This is a genomic window from Bacillus sp. ISL-41, from assembly GCF_018613235.1.
Taxonomy (GTDB): domain Bacteria; phylum Bacillota; class Bacilli; order Bacillales; family Cytobacillaceae; genus Mesobacillus.
Genome location: NZ_JAGGQP010000052.1, coordinates 27,533 through 47,664 on the forward strand (window position 1 = coordinate 27,533; position 20,132 = coordinate 47,664).

Annotated in this window: 19 protein-coding genes; 3 read left to right on the forward strand and 16 right to left on the reverse strand. The window is 42.6% G+C overall.

Annotation, left to right across the window (positions count from 1 at the left end; genetic code table 11):
* The first annotated feature begins 143 nt into the window (after positions 1-143).
* A complete protein-coding gene (locus J7I80_RS22145; RefSeq protein ID WP_214741557.1) occupies positions 144-503 on the forward strand; it encodes a hypothetical protein in 360 nt (119 codons plus the stop codon).
* Positions 504-747: 244 nt separating this feature from the next.
* Here the strand turns inward: J7I80_RS22145 and J7I80_RS22150 are convergent, their stop codons facing one another.
* The 3 genes from J7I80_RS22150 to J7I80_RS22160 form a co-directional block, all read right to left on the reverse strand.
* Positions 748-1,464, reverse strand: coding sequence for a 3-ketoacyl-ACP reductase (locus J7I80_RS22150; RefSeq protein WP_214741469.1), 717 nt, complete (start codon positions 1,462-1,464; stop codon positions 748-750).
* A 379-nt stretch (positions 1,465-1,843) separates the two neighbouring features.
* Positions 1,844-2,515, reverse strand: coding sequence for a GNAT family N-acetyltransferase (locus J7I80_RS22155; RefSeq protein ID WP_214741471.1), 672 nt, complete (start codon positions 2,513-2,515; stop codon positions 1,844-1,846).
* Between the two features lie 20 nt (positions 2,516-2,535).
* Positions 2,536-3,408, reverse strand: a complete 873-nt coding sequence (locus J7I80_RS22160; protein WP_214741473.1) for a carbon-nitrogen hydrolase family protein — start codon at positions 3,406-3,408, stop codon at positions 2,536-2,538.
* A 235-nt stretch (positions 3,409-3,643) separates the two neighbouring features.
* Here J7I80_RS22160 and J7I80_RS22165 point away from each other — a divergent pair, with 235 nt between their 5' ends.
* Entirely contained in the window at positions 3,644-4,870 is a 1,227-nt protein-coding gene (locus J7I80_RS22165; RefSeq protein ID WP_214741475.1) for an MFS transporter, read from the forward strand.
* A 49-nt stretch (positions 4,871-4,919) separates the two neighbouring features.
* Here the strand turns inward: J7I80_RS22165 and J7I80_RS22170 are convergent, their stop codons facing one another.
* The 13 genes from J7I80_RS22170 to J7I80_RS22230 form a co-directional block, all read right to left on the reverse strand.
* The gene (locus tag J7I80_RS22170; protein WP_214741477.1) at positions 4,920-6,962 is read right to left on the reverse strand and encodes a sensor domain-containing diguanylate cyclase; all 2,043 of its coding nucleotides are present in this window, start codon (positions 6,960-6,962) and stop codon (positions 4,920-4,922) included.
* A gap of 168 nt (positions 6,963-7,130) precedes the next feature.
* Positions 7,131-7,934: a serine hydrolase gene (locus tag J7I80_RS22175; RefSeq protein WP_214741479.1), complete on the reverse strand. Its 804-nt coding sequence runs from the start codon at positions 7,932-7,934 to the stop codon at positions 7,131-7,133.
* Between the two features lie 14 nt (positions 7,935-7,948).
* The gene (locus tag J7I80_RS22180) at positions 7,949-8,959 is read right to left on the reverse strand and encodes an ABC transporter ATP-binding protein (protein ID WP_214741481.1); all 1,011 of its coding nucleotides are present in this window, start codon (positions 8,957-8,959) and stop codon (positions 7,949-7,951) included.
* Positions 8,960-8,961: 2 nt separating this feature from the next.
* Positions 8,962-9,891, reverse strand: coding sequence for a C40 family peptidase (locus J7I80_RS22185; protein WP_214741483.1), 930 nt, complete (start codon positions 9,889-9,891; stop codon positions 8,962-8,964).
* Positions 9,878-10,984, reverse strand: a complete 1,107-nt coding sequence (locus tag J7I80_RS22190; protein ID WP_214741485.1) for a mandelate racemase/muconate lactonizing enzyme family protein — start codon at positions 10,982-10,984, stop codon at positions 9,878-9,880. Before J7I80_RS22190 ends, J7I80_RS22185 begins: the two co-directional genes overlap by 14 nt.
* A gap of 19 nt (positions 10,985-11,003) precedes the next feature.
* Complete coding sequence (locus J7I80_RS22195) at positions 11,004-11,924, reverse strand: S66 peptidase family protein (RefSeq protein WP_214741487.1); 921 nt, start codon at positions 11,922-11,924, stop codon at positions 11,004-11,006.
* Between the two features lie 266 nt (positions 11,925-12,190).
* Complete coding sequence (locus J7I80_RS22200) at positions 12,191-13,816, reverse strand: peptide ABC transporter substrate-binding protein (RefSeq protein WP_353050146.1); 1,626 nt, start codon at positions 13,814-13,816, stop codon at positions 12,191-12,193.
* 60 nt (positions 13,817-13,876) lie between these two features.
* Positions 13,877-14,872: an ABC transporter ATP-binding protein gene (locus J7I80_RS22205; protein WP_214741489.1), complete on the reverse strand. Its 996-nt coding sequence runs from the start codon at positions 14,870-14,872 to the stop codon at positions 13,877-13,879.
* A 5-nt stretch (positions 14,873-14,877) separates the two neighbouring features.
* The gene (locus J7I80_RS22210; RefSeq protein WP_214741491.1) at positions 14,878-15,831 is read right to left on the reverse strand and encodes an ABC transporter permease; all 954 of its coding nucleotides are present in this window, start codon (positions 15,829-15,831) and stop codon (positions 14,878-14,880) included.
* Positions 15,831-16,763 carry an ABC transporter permease gene (locus J7I80_RS22215; protein WP_214741493.1) on the reverse strand — a complete coding sequence of 311 codons (933 nt, stop codon included), beginning with the start codon at positions 16,761-16,763 and terminating at the stop codon, positions 15,831-15,833. The genes J7I80_RS22210 and J7I80_RS22215 overlap by 1 nt, the downstream gene beginning before the upstream one ends.
* A gap of 54 nt (positions 16,764-16,817) precedes the next feature.
* Positions 16,818-17,642 carry a M55 family metallopeptidase gene (locus tag J7I80_RS22220; protein WP_214741495.1) on the reverse strand — a complete coding sequence of 275 codons (825 nt, stop codon included), beginning with the start codon at positions 17,640-17,642 and terminating at the stop codon, positions 16,818-16,820.
* Between the two features lie 290 nt (positions 17,643-17,932).
* Entirely contained in the window at positions 17,933-18,562 is a 630-nt protein-coding gene (locus J7I80_RS22225) for an NUDIX hydrolase (RefSeq protein WP_214741497.1), read from the reverse strand.
* 467 nt (positions 18,563-19,029) lie between these two features.
* Positions 19,030-19,176 carry a lmo0937 family membrane protein gene (locus tag J7I80_RS22230; protein ID WP_167830891.1) on the reverse strand — a complete coding sequence of 49 codons (147 nt, stop codon included), beginning with the start codon at positions 19,174-19,176 and terminating at the stop codon, positions 19,030-19,032.
* Positions 19,177-19,337: 161 nt separating this feature from the next.
* On the opposite strand from J7I80_RS22230, the gene J7I80_RS22235 reads away from it, so the two are divergent.
* Positions 19,338-20,123 (forward strand): HAD family hydrolase, encoded by a 786-nt coding sequence (locus J7I80_RS22235; protein ID WP_214741499.1) that lies wholly within the window; start codon positions 19,338-19,340, stop codon positions 20,121-20,123.
* Positions 20,124-20,132 lie beyond the last annotated feature (9 nt).

Genomic DNA, 20,132 nt, shown 5'->3' on the forward strand with positions numbered 1-20,132 from the left:
GCACCTTTATAATAGGATAAGTATGTTTACAGGCTGTTTATCTAGGACACTGTGTCTTGCTTCGACCATTCTGTTTAAGTTTCAGAATTGGACAATTAAACAACTCCGGTAAAAAACTAATTAAAAGATTACGAGGTAAGAAAATGACTGATTTTTTATGGTTAATGTATTTAGGGTTTATGGGTACGACGGCAATTTGGTTTTTGATCAAAGGGAAATATAAAAACAATGTCACCAGGCTGGATTTTGTAATTTCAATCATTACTTGGCTTGGTTTATTCGGATATGTGACGGAAACAGAAATGCTAACCCCTTTAGTATGGAAATTCGTCTTCGTTTTCGGTCTCCTTTGGGATGTAATTTTCACCATATTCTTTGCAGAGCGGTTTGCAGGGGATTTTGGCCTGGAAGAAGAGGAAGAACCCATGCCGCTTGCAGCTAAGCTGAGTGGATTGATCTTTGTATTGCCCCTATATTATGGGATTTTCCAATATGCTTTTTAAAACGGCTTAGGCCGTTTTTTTTATTGCCTTTCTAAAGTTATATCAAAATAATTAAGTTGTTTTTCAATATAATAATAGCCGATTCAGAGGGTAAAACAGCAAGAATTAACAGTATCTCTCCACTTATTTAGTACCAGGTATTATTAGTGATCGGTAGTGTATTTCTCAGAAGGACACTTTGTTTTTGTTGGATTTGGTGAAAAAAAAGAGGATAAAACCTTTACTGGTTCTATCCTCGGGATGATTATGGATTGGTCGACCACATACCAGCTGTCTTGATGAAGACGCGGCGGTTCAATTTTAATTGTGCTACCATTAACTCGGCCAGATCTTCTGGCTGCATGACTTTATCCGGATTGCCATCTGTTAAATTCGTCTCAATGGCCAGATCAGTCGCTACTGTACTTGGAGTGAGTGCGCTGACACGGATATCATGCTTTCGAACTTCAAGCATTAGCGATTCAGTCAACCCTAGTACTCCGAATTTTGATGCGCTATAGGCATTTGTTAACGGTGCTCCCTTTTGCCCTGCAGTTGACGCAACATTGATTATGTCACCTGTCTTCCGCTCAATCATTCCTGGCAGGACCGCACGGGTCACATAGTATGTTCCCATCAAGTTGACCTGGACGATTTTTTCCCACTCCTGTGGCTCCAGATCAAGAAAGCCGCCGAATTTTGCGATTCCAGCATTGTTAATCAGGATATCTACAGGCCCTAGCTCCTCTGTAATATGCGCGACAGCATGCTGTACAGATTCCATATTAGATACATCCGCTACAGCTCCTGATACATTTACTCCATATTCCTCTATTTCAGTAGTAACTTTCTCCAGATTGGCAAGTGTCAGGCCGATCATGCCAATATTAACGCCTTCTTTTGCAAGTGCAATTGCGGCAGCACGGCCGATGCCTCTGCCAGCCCCAGTAATTAACGCTGTTTTCCCTTTTAATGATTCCATATGATGACTCCTTTCAATTATGTAGTCAAGGGTTAATTATAGAAAATCTTTTGGATGAAAACAAATCATGTGATTCTTATTAGCAAGGAAAGCGATTTGGTCAGCTTGAGCGATTTAGATATCTGCAGAACAAAAAGCGCAAGCGTCTCGTTCAGCCCCGACAAGCGCTGGAGGGCCGCCTAATGAAGTCGTTCTTTGACCTTCATTGGCAGGACCGAAACGTCTCGAGGAGTTAGGAGCCGCAGCTAGACAAGCGACTCGTGGGGCTAGGTGCTGGAGCTGGATTAAGAATACTACCTGTAGTTATCCACAATTAAATAATTTTATAATTTCCTAAGAAACAAAAAACCAGCAGTAAAGATTACTGCTGGTCTGCACATTATAATGGCAGCAATGCCACGGTCTCTTTATTTTTAAGCTGTTCCACCATCTTAATCCACTTCTCCGGCTTGTTTTCGAGCACGGAATAATAAGTGGTAAGAAAATCTGTAATCAATGCTGCAGGGAGCTCTTGAGTATTCTCATCTGTTGGCATGAAGCATAAATCAAGTCCTTCTACAGCTTCTCCGTCATTCTCCCAGGAAGGGTGAACGTAATCCATATCAATTCGCTTATAACCAAGATGAGATAATACTTCGCGTCTCACAAACGGATCCATTGTTTTTACTCCGCCAAAATCATGGTCTTTCTTTCGATATGGGTCATAAATTTCCGCAAACATCCCGAATAACTCTACACCTTTTTCGCCAGCAAGGTTTTGCAGGTCTTCCATTCTTTTATTTGCAAGGAAACGCCCAAGACTGAGGCCTGGCTTCCCAACAATGGTGAAATCCGTCATTGCGATATTCCAGTCTGGATAGTAACGGTATTCGGTTACTCCAACCACCTCATCCTCATGTACAGCAACAAACACCCTGATGCCTGGATCTTCGAGCGGCTCTTTCCATAAATCGAACTCTAGTACCTCTTCAGGTGGAAAGACTTCCTTCATTAAGTTATGAAGCTTTGTAAAAAGCGGATCTTCGATACTGTTAACGCGAATATATTCCATGAAGCGTGCTCCTTATCATTTTATATTTTTTCTGTCTGTTCCCAGTCTGGGTAAAGATCAGTGCGGCGGTCGCGCCATGTTGTGACCGAACCTCGCTCACGCACTTCGTATAATAGTTCCAAATCAAGGTCGGCAGTTACAATCATGTCATCATTAAGTTCTCCTTCGACCTGAAGGCCTTTTGGAGGGAACGGGATATCATTAGGCGTAATCACTGCCGCCTGGCCAAAATTAGCACGCATAAAGTCTACGGTTGGCAACGAGCCTACTGTTCCAGTCAAAACGACATAGACTTGGTTTTCAATTGCCCGTGCATGGCTGGTATAGCGGACACGATGGAAACCATGGCGATCATCTGTACAGGATGGAACAAAAATGACATCTGCACCTTTAGCTTTTGCCATTCTTACGATTTCGGGAAACTCAATATCATAGCAAGTCAGGAGCGCTATGCGACCCTTGTCTGTATCAAATACCCTGAAATCCTCACCTGCACTCATATTCCATTCATTCACCTCAGTTGGTGTGATATGAAGCTTCGCCTGCTCAACGATTCTCCCATCCGGGTAAAACATGTGCGCGACATTATAGAGCTTTCCTTCACGTGCAATGACATGTGTTCCGCCAATGATGTGCATGCCTGTTTCCAGGGCGAAATTCTGGAACAGGTTTAAGTACTGTTCGGTAAAACCGGGAAGTTCATTGATGGTAAGCCTCGTACCCTGCTCACTGCCGATTGATAATAATTGAGTAGTAAAGAACTCAGGAAACAAAACAAATTCTGATCCATACTCCTGTGCTGTTTTTACATAATGCTCACATTGCAGAGCAAACTCTTCAAACGACTTGATCGTGTGAAGATGGTACTGGACTGCTGAAACTCTCATTTTCATCCATCATTCCCCCTGAATCTATAAAAATTACATTTTGACTTCAAAATTTCAGAAATACGAAAATCATTATATAGCATTTTACTTTTTATGAATACATTTTTCGTAAAAATTGGGCAAGAAATTTACCATCTGTTAGATGCTTTTCCAGACAGCGAAAAAAAAACAGTTCCTTTCACCAAAAGATTAGACTATAATCTAATTAGATATATATATAATTGTATTAGTGGAGGACACTATGTTTAAAACATTTAGTCTGGAGAAATCCTACCGGAAACTATTCTTCGCTGGAATAATTAATGGCATTGGTGACCGGTTCAGCCAGGTGGCGTTGCTGGCCCTCATTCTGCAAATGACTGGTTCTGGCTTCTCTGTCGGGATCACAATGGCTCTCAGGATGATTCCATTTTTATTCTTCAGCCCTTTGAGCAGCAGCCTTGGAGTAAAATACGGAAGAAAAACAATCATGATCGTTACCGACTTAGCCAGAGCGGTCATAGCATTATCGTTTCTAGCGGTCGATAATCCTGATGATATGTGGATTGTCTATGCTGCCTCCTTCCTGTTGGCTTCTGGAGAAGCCATCTACTCACCCATTAGAAAATCAAGCATCCCTGCCATGGTTTCCTCGAAGTCACTAAAAGATGTAAATGGCTGGGAACAAGTATTAATCGGATTTGTATTAGTAATTGGAGCATTAAGCGGCGGGGTTATCTCATATTTTCTGGGAGCGAAAGCAGCATTTCTGCTAAATATTGTATCCTTCCTTGCCGCTGGCTGGATTTTATCGACACTGCCTTCCCTTGAGGCTAAGAAAGAAAATGACTTGATCATTAAACCAAAACATGAAAAGTATCCTGAACTGCTGCCCGTTATTGCAGCTTCCTCTTTCCTGTTGTTGCTAATGATGTTCGAACTTATTATCCCGCTGATTAATGGGATTGAGAACGTGTTAATAAGCGTGTATGCTGTCGAGACGTTTGTAAAAGCTGACCTGGGAGTGGGCATCTTTTACAGTGTGCTGGGCCTGGGGTTGATTATCAGCCCATTATTAACAAGGATGATCCAAAATAGATTTCTTTTATTTTCTTTTATATGTATTATTTGCGAAGGATTGTTCTTGACGACGATAAGCCAGACAAAATCCTTTTGGCTGGCCGCTGCACTATTTGGCATGACCGCAGTGTTCAGCGGAGTCGGCAACACACTTCTCGACACGGTGGCAATGGATACTATCCCTTCAAAATGGCACGGAATGTACTTCAGTATCACGAGTATGCTATCTAATACTTTCATCGGGTTCTCAATGTTCTTTACAGGCTTAGCGCTGGAATGGTTCAACCCAAGATTGGTGGGGATGTTCGGCGGGATCATGTATATTGCTTTCGGATTCTTGTTCTTAATGTGGTCTCTAAAATATAGCCTTGACCAGGAGAAAGTAAAATTAGCGCAAAAAGCTCTGTAAAAAAGCAAAGGCTCCATCGTTCTGCAGACGATGGAGCCTGTTAATTAGCTTAGAACTGTTTATTCTTCGCACTATCACATACTTCAATTCGATTTCGCCCATTTTGCTTTGCTTTGTATAGCGCGCGGTCCGCAAATTCGAGTATCCGTTTCATTTCTTCTGGATTCAACGGCTTGACACATGATACACCAATACTGATTGTAACGATTTCACTTACCTTGGAGTTTGCATGTTCAATCTTCATCTCCCGGATGGTTGACTGGAAATCTTCGGCTAAATGAGATGCTTTCTGTACATCCGTGTTAGGCAAGACTACAGCAAATTCTTCGCCCCCAAATCTTGCAGCAAAATACCCTTTGTCGTGGAAGAATGCTTCAAGATGACGGGCAACTGATTTCAAACACTCATCTCCCTGTATATGCCCATAAGTGTCATTATATTTTTTAAAATAGTCGATATCCAGGAGAAGTAAGGATATAGGAGTTCCATGTTTGCAAGCGAAAGCCCATTCAGTCTTTAGGAACTCGTCAAACGCCCGGCGGTTATATATTCCGGTCAATCCATCAAGAGACGAAAGCTTCCTCAGTAGGGAATTGCTTTCCCTTAATTGATTTTCAATTGTCCTCCTTGCCGTCACGTCCCTTGTGGCGAACATCATGCCTGAAGACTTTCCTGATTTGTCCTTAACCGGTCTTACTGTAGTCTCAGCCCATATAAAGTCGCCATTTTTATGCAGCATCCTATAACTTGAAGTAACGATACCGCTTAATTCTCTAGGGTTTCCATATTGCTCAAGCAGGATCTGGCGGTCTTCTGGATGAATTTTCCCAAAAAGATTCGTTCCAATCAATTCATCATTTCTATATCCCAAGATTCTCTTGCTCGAAGGAGATATATAAACAATGCTTCCGTCACTCGAAAGTCTTCCGATCATATCTGAAGAATTTTCAGCGATAAAGCGATACTGCTCTTCGCTTTCACGCAGAGCTCTTTCCATGCTCTTGCGCTTTGTTATTTCCTTTATAACAGTCAGAGCAGCTTTTTCTCCTTGATAGGTAATCAAAGAAGATGAAACTTCAATATCAATATAAGAATCTCCCATTTTCAACTGTTCTTCAAAGCTGATGACTGACTTTTCATTAAAATCCAATTTAGAAATGATGTTCGGATGGCCATGAAAAAAAGAACGAACAGGTTTCCCAATTATTTCTTTTAGGTTTGTGCCAAATAAAGCTTCAGTGTGTGGGTTAGCATAAACCACCTTCTCAAATTGAGTCAGAATGATGGCATTCGGTATAAGTTCTACAAGTGTCCTGAATTGTTCCTCGCGTTCTTTGAGCTGTTGAGAGAGTTTTTCCACTTCGGAAAGATCAGTATAGACAGCCAAGTAATGTACCAGGTCTCTTTCTTCATTCAAAATCGAGAAGATATTCACCTTCATTAAATAATGGCTGCCATCTTTGCGTTTGTTCCATAACTCGCCTTCCCAGCATCCTCTTGTCAAAATTGAGTCCCACATTCTCTTATAAAAAATTGGTGTGTAGCTGTGCGACTTCCATATCCGCGGATTTTTACCAATGACATTTTCCTTAAGGTAACCTGTCAATCGAGTAAAAGATTCACTTACAGCTTGAATTTTGCCGTCTGGATTGGTGATGACGATTCCTTTATTTGCGCTAAGGACCAGTGAGCCGGCCTCTTCCAGGTTTTCATTATCAACGGTAACTGGTGTGATGAATCGAAGGCAAGTTCTAATTGCAGCTTCCCCATTAAAAATGGTGTTTTCGGAATGAACCTCCAAATCTATCGGTATGCCGTTAATCGAGAAACTCATTATACTTCCTTCCAGAATCGACCCTTGTTCTATCGCAGTGATTCTGTTTGTGATTGTTTCTTTGCTCGTACTGGATAAATAGGAGAAAATTGATTTCCCTACCAACTCCCCAGGATATTTATAACCAAGCAATTGAGTGCCGCCTTCATCTATGGAAAGAATCAATGAATTTTTATGTATGCATTCAAAAAAGGGTGATAGATTATTGGCAGCTGCATCCAGGTTATTTAACCCGGTCCTGCTTTCCTTTACCGTCATTTCATTTCTCCTTGCAAAATCAAAATTGATACATAATCATTCTAAATCTCTTGATTTTGATATTCAATAAGGCAATTAGAACAATTACTATCCAAATATCAAGTAAACCCTTCGAACAATAAGCTATCTGATTGCTAGCAGATGATAACAAATTACTATCGAAAACTATCAATTATACTTGGATGCTGTCGAAACGCCTTGTATAAAGCTGTTTATGTGCTTCCCGACTTGTCGGATTGTCGCTTTTCCTGATTCCGTTTCTGAAAGACTATCAATCAAAACAACAATAAATGCCTGCTTTTCTCCATAGGTTATTATACCGCAATCGTGTTCGACACCGGGAAGTTCTCCTGTCTTATTACCGATTTTTAATAGAGAGTCATCCATATAAACTGGCAGTTTCTCTTTAAATTGTTGCTGTAGAAGAAGTGAATGGAACGTGTTACGGGATTGTGTTTTTAGTGAACCTTCAGTAACTGCTTCTTTCAGACATAGCGCGATATCAGCGGCAGATGTAAAATTGTCATTGCCGGATTGAATGGCATTGAAATCCAGCATTTTGCGCTGCAATATAGAATTCCTCATTCCCAGCCTGAATATAGTCGCGTTAATAGAGTCTTTGCCAAGCAAATCAATCATCAGGTTAGTAGCCGAGTTATCCGACACGATGATCATCAGGGACAATAAATCCAACACTGGCAGTTGTTTGACCCTCATAGCCTGAAGAACACCGGTGTCACCAATTTTGTCTCCTTCTTGAATCGCCAATTGGCTCTCTTTTTGCAGTGCGCCTTCATCAATCTGTCTCAAAGCCTCGAATAAAATCGGCAGTTTAATCAAACTTGCAGACTGGTATACATCATTGCTGTTAATTTCTACTACTTCTTCTTCAATTTCCAAAAACAAACTCGCCCGGCCTTTGCACCCAGCGAGTTCTTCTAATAGTTTATCTCTTAAATCATCTATATTCATGTCATTTCTGTTCCTTATCTGATATTGACCAGCATTTCTTTATTTGATTTTCCATCTAAATGTTCATCATATAAATGACAGGCGACGAAATGGTCTTTGTCAATCTCCTGCCAGACTGGTTTCTTTTGGGCACAGATATCCATTGCGTGCTGACATCTGGTCCTGAAAACACAACCGCTCGGCGGATCCATTGGGCTTGGCAGTTCTCCTTGCAGGATGATTCGCTCCCGCTGGTCTTCCACATCCGGATCTGGTATCGGTATGGCGGACAGCAAAGCTTGTGTGTAAGGATGGAGCGGTTTTTTGTATAACTGGTTACTGGCTGTAAGCTCAACGATATGTCCAAGATACATAACACCAATCCGGTTGCTGATTTGCTTTACCATTGAAAGGTCGTGAGCAATGAATAGATAAGTCAAGCCCTTTTCCTCTTGGAGCCGCTTAAGCAGGTTGACGACCTGTGCCTGGACTGACACATCAAGAGCGGAAATTGGCTCATCCGCTATGATGAAATCAGGATCAAGCGCAAGAGCCCTTGCGATCCCGATTCTCTGCCGCTGCCCGCCGCTGAATTCGTGGGGATAACGGTTCGCGTGGTCGCGATTTAAACCTACATCCTCCAGCAGCTGATAAATTCTCTCCAAGCGTTCTTTTTTGTTTGGAAACAATCCATGGACCTCCATCGGTTCAGATATAATTTCCTTTACTGTAGAACGCGGGTTGAGTGAGGCATAAGGATCCTGGAAGATCATTTGCATCTGCTTATGGAACTGGAACTTCTCTTTCTCTGAAAGCGAATGTACATCTTTGCCATTGAAAACAACTTCTCCATCTGTACGGTCATAAAGTCCGATCATTGTTCTTCCGGCAGTGGATTTGCCACAGCCAGATTCACCAACAAGGCCAAATGTCTCGCCTTTGTATATATCGAATGAAATACCATCCACAGCTTTAAGAGTTTCATTTTTCCCCATATTAAAATGCTTCTTTAAATCTTTAACACTTAATAAAACTTCGTTTTCCATGATTATTCCTCCGTATCAATCCAGTAGCGTCTCGCTGCACAGAGTTCTTTTTCGTAAATTGTTCCTTCAAGAGAAATGATTTCAATATTCTTTCCTGTATTAGGTGAATGGAGAAGCTTTCCGTCTCCATAATAAATCCCGACATGATGGATTCTGCCTTTCCCTTCTTCATAGGCGAAGAAAAGCAAGTCTCCTGGCAGGATGTCAGTCAGATGAACATGTTTGCCCGCAGCCGCTTGTTCATGAGCATCCCGCGGAATGATATAACCATTTGCCAGGCACATATTATAGCTAAAGCCAGAGCAGTCATAGCCATAGCTGCTCATTCCGCCCCAAAGATATGGCAGTCCGAGGAACTGCTCGCCAGCAGCCACAATGGCGGCCCCATTTTTCTTAGTAATATCCTTTCCCGCAGGGATTACTGTTGCATCCTCAGTTCGCAAGATCCCGATACCTGTTGGTGTCTTAACACGGATTCGATCTACTATATCCTCGACAATTGGCAAAATCGTCTGGTAGCTTAATTCCATCAGCTTTTCGTTCTTTTCGGAATATAGCAGGGCTTTCTTAGCAGTTATCACAGCTAATGGCCCTTGCTTGATATACCAATCTGATTGTTGAATCAGCTGATCCTTTGGTATCCACCCTGGGTATCCTCGGCTATCTTTTCCGGATGGCTGGTCTGGGAGAATAACATGTGCCCAATCATTCATTTCATCAATGATCAAGACCTCCTGGCCGAATAAAACCTGTGATTGAACCAGATTATCATCGCACAATTGGAGCCGCGGCTCATAGGTAAGCTTTTCAAGCCATTTCTCTATGTTCGGTGTACCTGAAATTACATCCGTGTCGATTTCCCTCGCTGAATCATGTGAAGTCCATAAAGTCGCCACCGGCACATTGACTAGCCAAATGTTATTGCTTTCCATTGGAATTTCCTCCTTCTGAAAGAACCTCTTCTATTCCAAGACCTGGCTGGTCCGGAAGTGTGATTTTCCTGCCATTATACTGTATCCCGCCCAGGATCGCCTCATTTGCCAACATTAATGGCGCGTCGAAATCAAAACGAGTGATGTTTTTCTTACTTGCTGCGAAGTGGGCAGCGGCGCTAATTCCCAGCCTTGTTTCAATCATGCTCCCAACCATGCATTCAATCCCGGCGGTTTCAGCCATTTGGTTAATCATTTGAGCCTGATAAATACCGCCTGACTTCATCAATTTAATGTTAATGAGGTCCGCGCCTCTCCTTCTGATCACCTCAAATGCCTGTTTAGGTGAAAATACACTTTCGTCGGCCATGATTAAGGTATCTACTGAATCAGTTACCTGCTTTAAACCATCTAGGTCTTCTGCTTTAACTGGCTGTTCAACCAGTTCAATATCAAGTCCAAGGTCCTCCATTTTTCGGATTGCCCTGACTGCATCCTTCGGTTTCCACCCCTGGTTCGCATCAAGCCGAATTTTAATATCATTGCCAACCCTGTGCCTGATTTCCTGGATCCTCGCAATGTCCGTTTCGATTTCACCGATTCCTACCTTAACCTTAAGTACGTTGAATCCATTGCTTACATATTGAACAGCATCTTCACCCATCTCTTCAGGGCTGTTGACACTTACGGTAAAATCAGTTTCAATTTCGTTTCTGTAGCCTCCAAGGAATTGATAAAGCGGGAGACCGCAGTTTTGAGAGATACAGTCATATAATGCCATATCAACCGCAGCCTTTGCGCTCGTATTGTTAATAAGGATGGTTTTTAATCCCTGGAAAACAGCTTCATAGTTCAATAGGTTCTTTTTTAATATAAATGGCTTAATCACGTCATGGATTGCACCCTCGACACTTAAGAGGCTGTCCCCGGTAATAACCAGAGTAGGCGGTGCCTCACCCCAGCCCGTAATCCCGTTATCACACGTGATTTTCACAAAAATGGCTTCTGCAACAGTAACTGTGCGGAGTGCGGTTTTAAACGGCTTTTTCAAAGGGACAGCATTGCGGAAGGTCTCGATTTGTTCAATAATCATAACTCTATCTCCTTTGGTTCTATTTGATCCCGCTCTCGACAAATAGCGTTTTTTCTTTGGTATTCATAGAGGCAGCGGTACCAAGCGGCACACCAATGTGGGGACTGCAATGCCCCATATTGAACCCTTTAAGCGCCGGCCTTCCGGCAAGTTTAATGTAGTGGTCAATTACTTCGTCCAGAGATAAAGACAGCTCCCTTTCTGGTACACAGTTATTAAAATCACCAATAAGAATCCCGGCTGATCCCTGAAGCTTCCCTGCCATATATAGCTGATTCAGCATTCGGTCAACAGCCCGTGGCTCTTCATTTATATCTTCTATTAGGAGGATCTTTCCCTCTGTGTCAATTTCAAACGGTGTGCCCATGGAACTTGAAAGAAGTGAGAGGTTTCCTCCAACCAATGAACCATCGGCCGATCCAGGCACCAGTTCTTCAATGTGCGAAATCGCAGAACTATAATTCAGGTCTGTTGGTGCAAACAATTGCTGGAACGTATCCTTGGAAATTTGATTGACCTCTTCTTTGCCTATGTCTGAAGCGAGCATTGGACCGTGAAAGGTTACCATTCCTGTCTGCTGCCTGATTGCAGTGTGCAAGAATGTAATATCGCTGTAGCCCCAAAAGATTTTAGGATTATTTTTAATAGCGTCATAGTCTATTGCTGAGGCAATTCGTGCTGTGCCATAACCGCCGCCAGCACAGATAATCCCTTTGATTTCATTATCGAGGAACATTTCCTGCAAGTCAGCTAATCTATCTTCATCATTCCCGGCAAGATAGCCATATTCTGCATACAGCGATTTACCTAATTTATAATTGAGCCCTAAATCCTCAACGAATTTCAATCCGCGCTTCAAATTTTCTTTATTAGGCGGACTAGCTGGAGCTACCACAGCCACAGTGTCGCCCTTTTTCAATCGCTCAGGTTTGATTGGCATGTTAATCAACTCCCTTTATTGTGGATTATTACCCTTTTATTGAATCAAAAAAATGGATATCTGCTTTGCCCCAAATTAAGTTCATGGACTCTTTCGGTAAAAGCAACAGCTCTGCTTTGCCCCAAAATCAGTGCTCCGTCTCTTTTCGGTAAATACTAGCTGGGATTTGCCATGAAATAACAACTCATATGTTATAAGATATTTTTAAAGAGTATGTACTAGTAAAAAAGAGGTGTTCCAAGATGAACACCTCTTTCTTAGAAAAATTACTTCTTATCTGCCCATTTTAATTCAAGGTATCCAACCGGATGGCGGACAACATCAGAAACTACTTCATTTTGCAGATAAACCTGGTTATAGAAGTGGACTGTGAAGATTGGTGCTTCGTCAAACAGGATTTTTTCTGCCTGATACATCAAGTCAAAACGTTTTGCTTCGTCAGATTCATTCTTTGCTTGTTGAATCAGCTCATCATACTTTGGATTTCCCCAGCCAGTACGGTTCATGGAGTGGCCAGTCTGGAAGTTTTCCAGGAAGTTGATTGGATCAGCATAGTCAGCAAGGAACGAGCTGCGGGAAAGCTGGTGCTTCAGTGCTTTTTGTTCTTCGGCGAATACATTCCATTCCATGTTCGCAAGCTTGACCTCTACGCCAAGGTTTTCTTTGAACATTTGCTGCAATGCTTCAGCGATTTTCTTGTGGACATCACTTGTGCTGTACGTCAAGGTTACTTCAGGTAGTTCAGTATAGCCTTCTTCTTCCATTCCCTTTTCTAACAATGCTTTTGCTTCTTCTACATCAGTTTTATTGAAGTCTCCATTCACTTCACGGAAATCCTTGCCTGAAGGATCCTGGAATCCTGGAGATACAAAGCCATAAGCAGCTTTTTCTTTGTTCTTTGTAACAAAGTCAACAATCTTCTGCTGGTCTACTGCAAGTGCGAACGCTTTACGGATATTCACGTTTTGGAATGGTTCCTTCGTAACATTGAAGCGGTAGAAATAATCTCCAGCCTGATCTTCAACCTGAACCTTTCCTTCTTCAAAAAGCTTATCACTCAGTTCTGCCGGAACATCAGAAACGTCAAGGTCCCCAGCCTGATACATTTGATACTCTGTGTTTGTGTCATCAACGATCGCCCACTCAACACGGTCAAGATTTACGTTTTCTGCGTCCCAGTACTGGTCGTTCTTTTCCATGACGAATTTTGTATCATGCTCCCAGCTTGCCAGATTGAAAGGACCATTCCCTACGAACGATTTTGCTTCAGAGAACCACTCTGGATTTTCTGTTGCCACCTTTTCATTGATCGGGAAGAATGAAGGATTGGCAATGACACTTAAGAAATATGCCTGCGGGCTTGTTAACGTAACTTCAAACGTCTTGTCATCTACAGCTTTTACTTTTACATTGTCAGCAGAACCTTCTCCGCTGTTGAATTCCTCTCCGCCTTCAATGAAATAGCCAAGGAATGCCGCAGCAGAACCAGTTGCTGGATCCAAAAGACGCTTCCAGGCAAATTCGAAATCCTTTGCTGTTACATCATCACCATTGGACCATTTTGCATCTTCACGGATGTGGAATGTGTATGTCTTTCCATCTTCAGATACATCCCATTTTTCTGCAGTAGCAGCTTCTGGCTGATGATCTTTACCTAGACGAGTAAGACCTTCCATCAGATTGTTCAATGCGTTCCAAGAAGCTGAATCAAAGCCGATTGGCGGGTCAAAGGATGTTGGTTCCTGTCCGTTGTTCAGGTAAAGGACTTTTTCCTCTCCTGCTTCCCCATTGTCTTTACCTTCTGTTTCTTTACCTGCATTATCGTTCGCGGTACATGCAGCCATCGTGAACACAAGCAGTGCTGCCATGAGCATGGTTAAAAACTTCTTCACTCTGTTTCCCCCTTATGTTGATCTAAATTTATATCAAAAAGGCATTAGCCTGATTGAACCTTATCTGCTTGCAATAAATTTTTTCGCTCGCTCATCCTGCAGCCAGCAGTCCACACCGTGGCTGTCGGAAAGCTTGGTTGCTGCAGGGTAGACTTTGTCACAAACCTGCATTGCATATGGACAGCGAGCAGTAAAAGGACAGCCCACTGTCGGAGAAAATAAATCTGGCGGTGTCCCGCCAATCGGTACCAGGTCAGCACCGTCAACATCCAACCGAGGAACAGAGTTCAATAACCCTTTTGTATACGGATGCTGTGGGTTGTAAAAAATCTCTCTCCTTGTCCCTGTTTCGACAATTTTGCCAGCATACATAACGGCGATCCGGTCAGCGACCTGTGCAACAACTCCTAGATCATGAGTAATCAGGATAATCGAGACACCTGTTTTTTTCTGTATATCACGGAACAATTCTAATATCTGTGCCTGAATCGTCACGTCAAGTGCTGTGGTCGGTTCGTCCGCAATCAACACTTCCGGCTGGCAAACCAGCGCCATGGCAATGACAATCCTTTGCCTCATGCCGCCGCTGAATTGATGCGGGTATTGTTTCAGGCGAACATGAGGGCTCGGGATTCCAACCAGGTCCAGCATCTGCACCGCTACTTCCTTTGCCTGCTCCTTTGACAGCTTCATATGCTGGAGAATCCCCTCTGTCAGCTGATCACCGATTGTCAAGGTTGGATTCAATGCAGTCATCGGATCCTGGAAAATCATTGATATATCTGATCCGCGAATTTTCCGCATATCAGGATCCCTCAGTTTCGTCAGATCCTTCCCTTTAAAAAGGATGGATCCGCCATCAAACTTGCCCGGCGGTTCAGGAATCAGTCTCATGATACTTTGGGAAGTCACGCTTTTCCCGCAGCCGGACTCCCCTACAATCGCTAAAGTTTCCCCTTTATGTAAATCAAAAGTGACCCCACGGACAGCTTTTACCTCACCGCCGTACGTTTTGAATGAAACATGAAGGTCTTTTACTTCCAATACCTTTTCCATGGTGCTTACCTCCTTAGCTTCGGGTCAAGTGCGTCCTGAAGCCCATCACCTAAAACATTAAACGAAAACATTGTCATTGAAATGAAGAATGCCGGGAAAAACAGCCTCCACCAATCACCGGATAAAATAACCGGCAAAGCATCGCTTGCCATCGATCCCCAACTCGCTAACGGTGCCTGGATGCCTAGACCCAGGAAGCTGAGGAATGCCTCAGCAAAGATAGCGGATGGAACAGAAAGTGTTATTTGTACAATGATTGGTCCCATCGTATTAGGCAGCAGATTTTTGCGAATGATTCTTGCTGTTTTCGTTCCGAATGTTTTAGATGCTAAAACGTATTCGTAGTTCTTGATCTGGAGGACTTGACCGCGAACAATCCGAGCCATGCCTATCCATCCAGTTATTGTCAGTGCGAAAATGATAGTGGCCAGGCTAGGCCCCATTACAACGCTAATTAAAATAACAACTAGCAAATATGGAAGACCGTATAGGACCTCGATGATCCTCATCATGAAATGGTCAGTTCTACCGCCTTTATATCCTGCAATCCCGCCATAGATGACCCCGATAAGAAAGTCGATCAGTGCTGCAGCAATACCAACAAACAGTGATATTCGAGCACCATACCAAGTCCGGGTGAACACATCGCGCCCGAGCTCGTCGGTTCCAAACCAATGCTCACTTGACGGCGGAAGATTCTGGTTGACCAAATCCTGATGATCAACCGTATGAGGCGAGATGATCGGTCCAAATATAGCCATGAATGTCAGAACGGATAAGAAAAATAATCCCAACATGGCCAGTTTATTTTTCAGGAGTCGTCTCCATGCATCCTGCCAATAAGACAGGCTGGGCCTGACAACGGCTTCTGCTTCTGAGTCACTTTTTTCTATAGGAACAAACCAGTCGTCAGGAATAGACGAGACTGCCGGCGGTTCCTGATGCTTACGCAGAGCCATCATTTCCCCTCCTTTTTATGAAGCTTGATCCTTGGGTCAAGGATGCCGTAAGCGAGGTCTACCAGGAAAAGCATTACAATCAATACTGTACTGTAAAAAATCGTTGTTCCCATTATGACTGGATAGTCACGTTGGTTGATGCTTTCGACAAAGTACTTGCCCATTCCCGGAATCGCAAAAATCTTTTCAATGACGAAAGTTCCTGTAAGTATGCTCGCTGCCAATGACCCAAGAATTGTGACAACCGGGAGCAATGCATTTTTTAAAGCATGTTTGAACACGATTTTTACAGGTGACAGCCCTTTTGCCTTTGCTGTCCGTATGTAATCTTGCGTCAAAACCTCAAGCATGCTGGACCTCGTCAAGCGAGCGATAATTGCCATTGGCCCGGTTGCAAGAGCCAAGGTTGGCAGAATCATATGCTTTGGACTGGTCCATGTGGCAACCGGAAGGATCTCCCAGGTAACGGCCAGCTGCTGGATCAGCAGAGTTGCCATAACAAAGTTCGGAACCGAAATACCGACTACTGCAACACTCATCGCTAGATAATCAATCAAGCCATTATGACGTAGCGCTGCAATGATTCCCAGAAGGATGCCAGAAAAAATAGCCACGATCAGAGTGATCATCCCTAGCTCGAATGAAACAGGGAAACCTCTGCCAAGCATTTCGTTTACAGTCTGGGAGGACTTTTTAATAGAAGGGCCGAAATCAAATGTTGCGACCGATTTTAAGTAGATAAAATATTGAACGTATAAAGGCTCATCCAAATGGTAAAAACTTTCAAGGTTCTTTTGGACCGCTTCGCTCGTCGCCCGTTCCTCATTAAAAGGAGACCCGGGAATTGAATGCATCAAGAAGAAGGTCAGCGTGATAATGACCAGCAGGGTGACTGCCATCGAGCCGAGCCGTTTGAGTAAGTATTGGAGCATTGACCCACATCCTTATCATGTCTTTATGTCAGTTCTTAAGGTGGAGGAAACAGTTTAAGAAAATGTCGTCCTCATCGCCAGCTCTGTCATTACAAGCATAGCTTGATAGGCTTCGAGAATATTCTTAGCCTGGTATTTTACAATTGTCGTCCCTTCTTCAATTTCTGTACCCGGCATCAAGTTTGCCCACTCTGCTTGTCCATAGTTGGCAAATTCAATTCTTAATACAGGGTTCTCAGGAGGAGTAAGCGGTTTCACTTTATCCAAATTTTTAATAGCCGCCTCTGTCTTTTCGGCAAGAAGTTCACCAGCTTTTTTTGGAGTCAGAGACTTTGCTGCAGACCGCGAAATGGACTGTTTAACAACTGCAGTTGTAATGTTAGGGATTAAAGCCTCAGCTTCACGGGCAGCACCATCATCTCCTGCTACCATGATGACAGGCACTCCATAATGACCTGCTACATAAGCATTGAATCCTAGCTCGCCTATTTGGACATCATTAATCCACATATGGCGGACACCGAAAATCATCGAATGCGACATTACACCGCTCATCGAAGCTCTTGCATGGTATCCGACAAAAACGGCTCCTTCAAAACTGTCATCGAGTCCCTGGACCATAGAGAAAGGCTTCACGTCCCCGGTAATTAACTGTGTTTCTGGATGAAGGTCCTCTATTAAAAGATTGTTCATCTTAGAGTGGCTGTCATTGACGATGACTTCCCGGCAGCCAGTCTCAAAAGCTTTTTCAATTACGTAGTTTGCTTCCTGAGTCATGATTTTCCGGCCGCGTTCGTAGTTGTGTTTGGAGGAGTCAACTTGGGTATGGTCAACCAGACCAGTTATCCCTTCCATGTCCACAGATATGTACAATTTCATTTTTTGCCCAACTTTCTATGAATAATTATCTTAAAATTATAAATAATAAATCTACCAACCGCAACATATTTTCCTATTAATTTCTGTATTTACAAGGAAATAGTAGATTTGTCACTGGTTACAATTCGACAAAAATACTATTTGTTGAATAATATTTTCGGCCTGGTTATTTATAAAAGCGCTAAGGAAATGAATTTCCATATCCTTTTCCGTACCTGGGACCGTTTTATTAACAGTTTTTTCAAGATAATGGTTTTGGGGGCAAAAAAAAAAGCGCAACATCTGCGCTCCTATTCTCTGAGTTTATGTTGCTCCATCAATTCAATAAAATGGGTCAGCACCCTCGCTGTGAGTCCCCAAATCACCTTGCCTTTTACGCGATAAAAATATTCATCCATTGTTCTGGTTTGCCAATTGTAATTCTCGCCGCCGATAATCAGATCGAAAGGAAAACCATCTTCTGGTTCCACTTGAAAATTTATCTTATAACTGTCAGGCTGGTTCTTTTTAAAAAAGGAAAGAGGAACTGTGAATACCTCACCCACTTCTGCTTCGTTAGGGACAATCGCATCAAGATTACTGATTCTCCCGGCAAATGGGTAAATGATCGTTCCGAATGCCGATACCATGTAGTCCAAAGGAAAAACATCGATAATCTCTGTTTCAGGTATGCCAAGTTCTTCTGAGGTTTCCCTGACCGCTGCTGTTTGAGGATCTTCTCCCTTTTCTATCTTTCCGCCTGGGAAGCAAACCTCGCCAGGCTGTCTCCTCATCGTAAGGGATCGCACTTCAAATAAAATATGGACTTCATCATCGACTTCCACTAATGGGAGCAATACTGCGAACTTGATAAATTGTTCATGGCCCATAATCGAAGGTGTACGCCCCAATAAAGTTTTTGAAATCTGATTTATATTCATTATTGGACATCCACTCTCCCTGTAAAAGTATGTATTGTCATTGTATTATGAAAGACCAATGAAATAAAGGAAATGGCTCTTGGGCTATATTAAATTTTCAAACTGGCGTTAATTTGATTAACAGAGCACCAACGTAGGTTTCAAAAGCCCCTTGATTTCGGACAACACGAAATCAAAACATGGTTGGCGACGTAAAATTCCTGACTTCACAACTCAGGTCATAAATAAGCCAGATTGGTGATCAAAAATTCCATATATTTCAAAAACAGAACACCAATAAGCCAGATTGGTGATCAAAAATCCTAGATATTTCAAATCAAGGACGCCAATAAGCCAGATTGGCGACATTAATTTCCTATAATTTTAAAAAACAGGTCAACAATAATTGGTGTTCTAAGTTTTCAGTGAGATCCTTACAAACAAAGTGAAAGGCAGCGACTTATTTGCCGCTGCCCTTAATTCTCATATCAACCAGAAGCCCGTCCTTTGATCGCCTTATATGCAATCAAGATAATTCCGATTACCAGGAGGATATGAATGATTCCGCCGGCAATTTCAAAAATCAGTCCGAGCAGCCATAGCACCAGCAATATTCCGGCTATTGTCCATAACATTTGCAACATCTCCTTCCTTATTGTTTTCTTGGTTAAAGTTTACCCTTTTGTTAATTCTATTAAACAAGGCGCACCTCACATTCCAACTGTTCAAATATTTGATAACTTCATGGTCATTGTGTAACACTTATACTATCCTTTTGAAGTCAGGAGAAATTGGCATGGGACAATACAAGATTTTATTTTTGGATATAGACGGAACGATTCTAAGGCCTGATGATACGATTGAAGACTCTACGAAGACAGCCATCAATGAAATGAAGAGGCAAAATATTGAAGTGGTATTGGCTACAGGACGACCGCTCCATGAGATATCAGATCTTGCAGAGGAGCTTCAGATTACTTCTTTTATCGGATATAACGGCGCACTGGGCATTTATGAAGGCGATACGATTTTTGCCGAACCAATGCCACCAGAGGATGTCAAATACATATTGGATGTGGCAGCAGCAAATGGCCATGAAGCTGTTTGTTATACGCATGAAAAAAATTACTTGACCAACCTTGAAACCGAACCGGTACAAGCTTTTCTCAAGCAATTCCATTTGCGGCAGAATGCCATTTTTACTGAGGATACGATTGATAAAATTCTTGGCATGACAATCATCACTGCTGGAAAAAAAGGAGATTCACTATACGAATTCAAGAATGGAATCCATTTGTCGCAAGTGAATGTCGAGGGTATGCAGCATTGCTACGATGTCATTCGTGATCATGTTAATAAAGGAATTGGTGTCGAATTCCTTATAAATAAGCTGGGAATTAAACGTGAAGAGTCGATTGCCTTTGGCGACGGAATGAATGATAGGGAAATGCTGAAAAGCGCAGGTGAGGGGTTCGCGATGGGCAATGCCCATCCTGACCTGTTTCAATATGCAAAGCATAAGACAACTGCTGTCACAAATTCCGGGATTTACAATGGTTTGAGATCTCTTGGATTATTATAAAATTTGCCC

Bases quoted from the DNA above. Each gene is read 5' to 3' on its own strand.
- J7I80_RS22190 (WP_214741485.1), bottom strand. From the start codon at position 10,984: ATGATTATTGAACAAATCGAGACCTTCCGCAATGCTGTCCCTTTGAAA.
- J7I80_RS22195 (WP_214741487.1), bottom strand. From the start codon at position 11,924: ATGCCAATCAAACCTGAGCGATTGAAAAAGGGCGACACTGTGGCTGTG.
- J7I80_RS22145 (WP_214741557.1), top strand. From the start codon at position 144: ATGACTGATTTTTTATGGTTAATGTATTTAGGGTTTATGGGTACGACG.
- J7I80_RS22170 (WP_214741477.1), bottom strand. From the start codon at position 6,962: ATGACGGTAAAGGAAAGCAGGACCGGGTTAAATAACCTGGATGCAGCT.
- J7I80_RS22180 (WP_214741481.1), bottom strand. From the start codon at position 8,959: ATGGAAAACGAAGTTTTATTAAGTGTTAAAGATTTAAAGAAGCATTTT.
- J7I80_RS22205 (WP_214741489.1), bottom strand. From the start codon at position 14,872: ATGGAAAAGGTATTGGAAGTAAAAGACCTTCATGTTTCATTCAAAACG.
- J7I80_RS22165 (WP_214741475.1), top strand. From the start codon at position 3,644: ATGTTTAAAACATTTAGTCTGGAGAAATCCTACCGGAAACTATTCTTC.
- J7I80_RS22185 (WP_214741483.1), bottom strand. From the start codon at position 9,891: ATGGAAAGCAATAACATTTGGCTAGTCAATGTGCCGGTGGCGACTTTA.
- J7I80_RS22235 (WP_214741499.1), top strand. From the start codon at position 19,338: ATGGGACAATACAAGATTTTATTTTTGGATATAGACGGAACGATTCTA.
- J7I80_RS22220 (WP_214741495.1), bottom strand. From the start codon at position 17,642: ATGAAATTGTACATATCTGTGGACATGGAAGGGATAACTGGTCTGGTT.
- J7I80_RS22160 (WP_214741473.1), bottom strand. From the start codon at position 3,408: ATGAAAATGAGAGTTTCAGCAGTCCAGTACCATCTTCACACGATCAAG.
- J7I80_RS22155 (WP_214741471.1), bottom strand. From the start codon at position 2,515: ATGGAATATATTCGCGTTAACAGTATCGAAGATCCGCTTTTTACAAAG.
- J7I80_RS22230 (WP_167830891.1), bottom strand. From the start codon at position 19,176: ATGTTATGGACAATAGCCGGAATATTGCTGGTGCTATGGCTGCTCGGA.
- J7I80_RS22215 (WP_214741493.1), bottom strand. From the start codon at position 16,763: ATGCTCCAATACTTACTCAAACGGCTCGGCTCGATGGCAGTCACCCTG.
- J7I80_RS22175 (WP_214741479.1), bottom strand. From the start codon at position 7,934: ATGAATATAGATGATTTAAGAGATAAACTATTAGAAGAACTCGCTGGG.
- J7I80_RS22225 (WP_214741497.1), bottom strand. From the start codon at position 18,562: ATGAATATAAATCAGATTTCAAAAACTTTATTGGGGCGTACACCTTCG.
- J7I80_RS22150 (WP_214741469.1), bottom strand. From the start codon at position 1,464: ATGGAATCATTAAAAGGGAAAACAGCGTTAATTACTGGGGCTGGCAGA.
- J7I80_RS22210 (WP_214741491.1), bottom strand. From the start codon at position 15,831: ATGGCTCTGCGTAAGCATCAGGAACCGCCGGCAGTCTCGTCTATTCCT.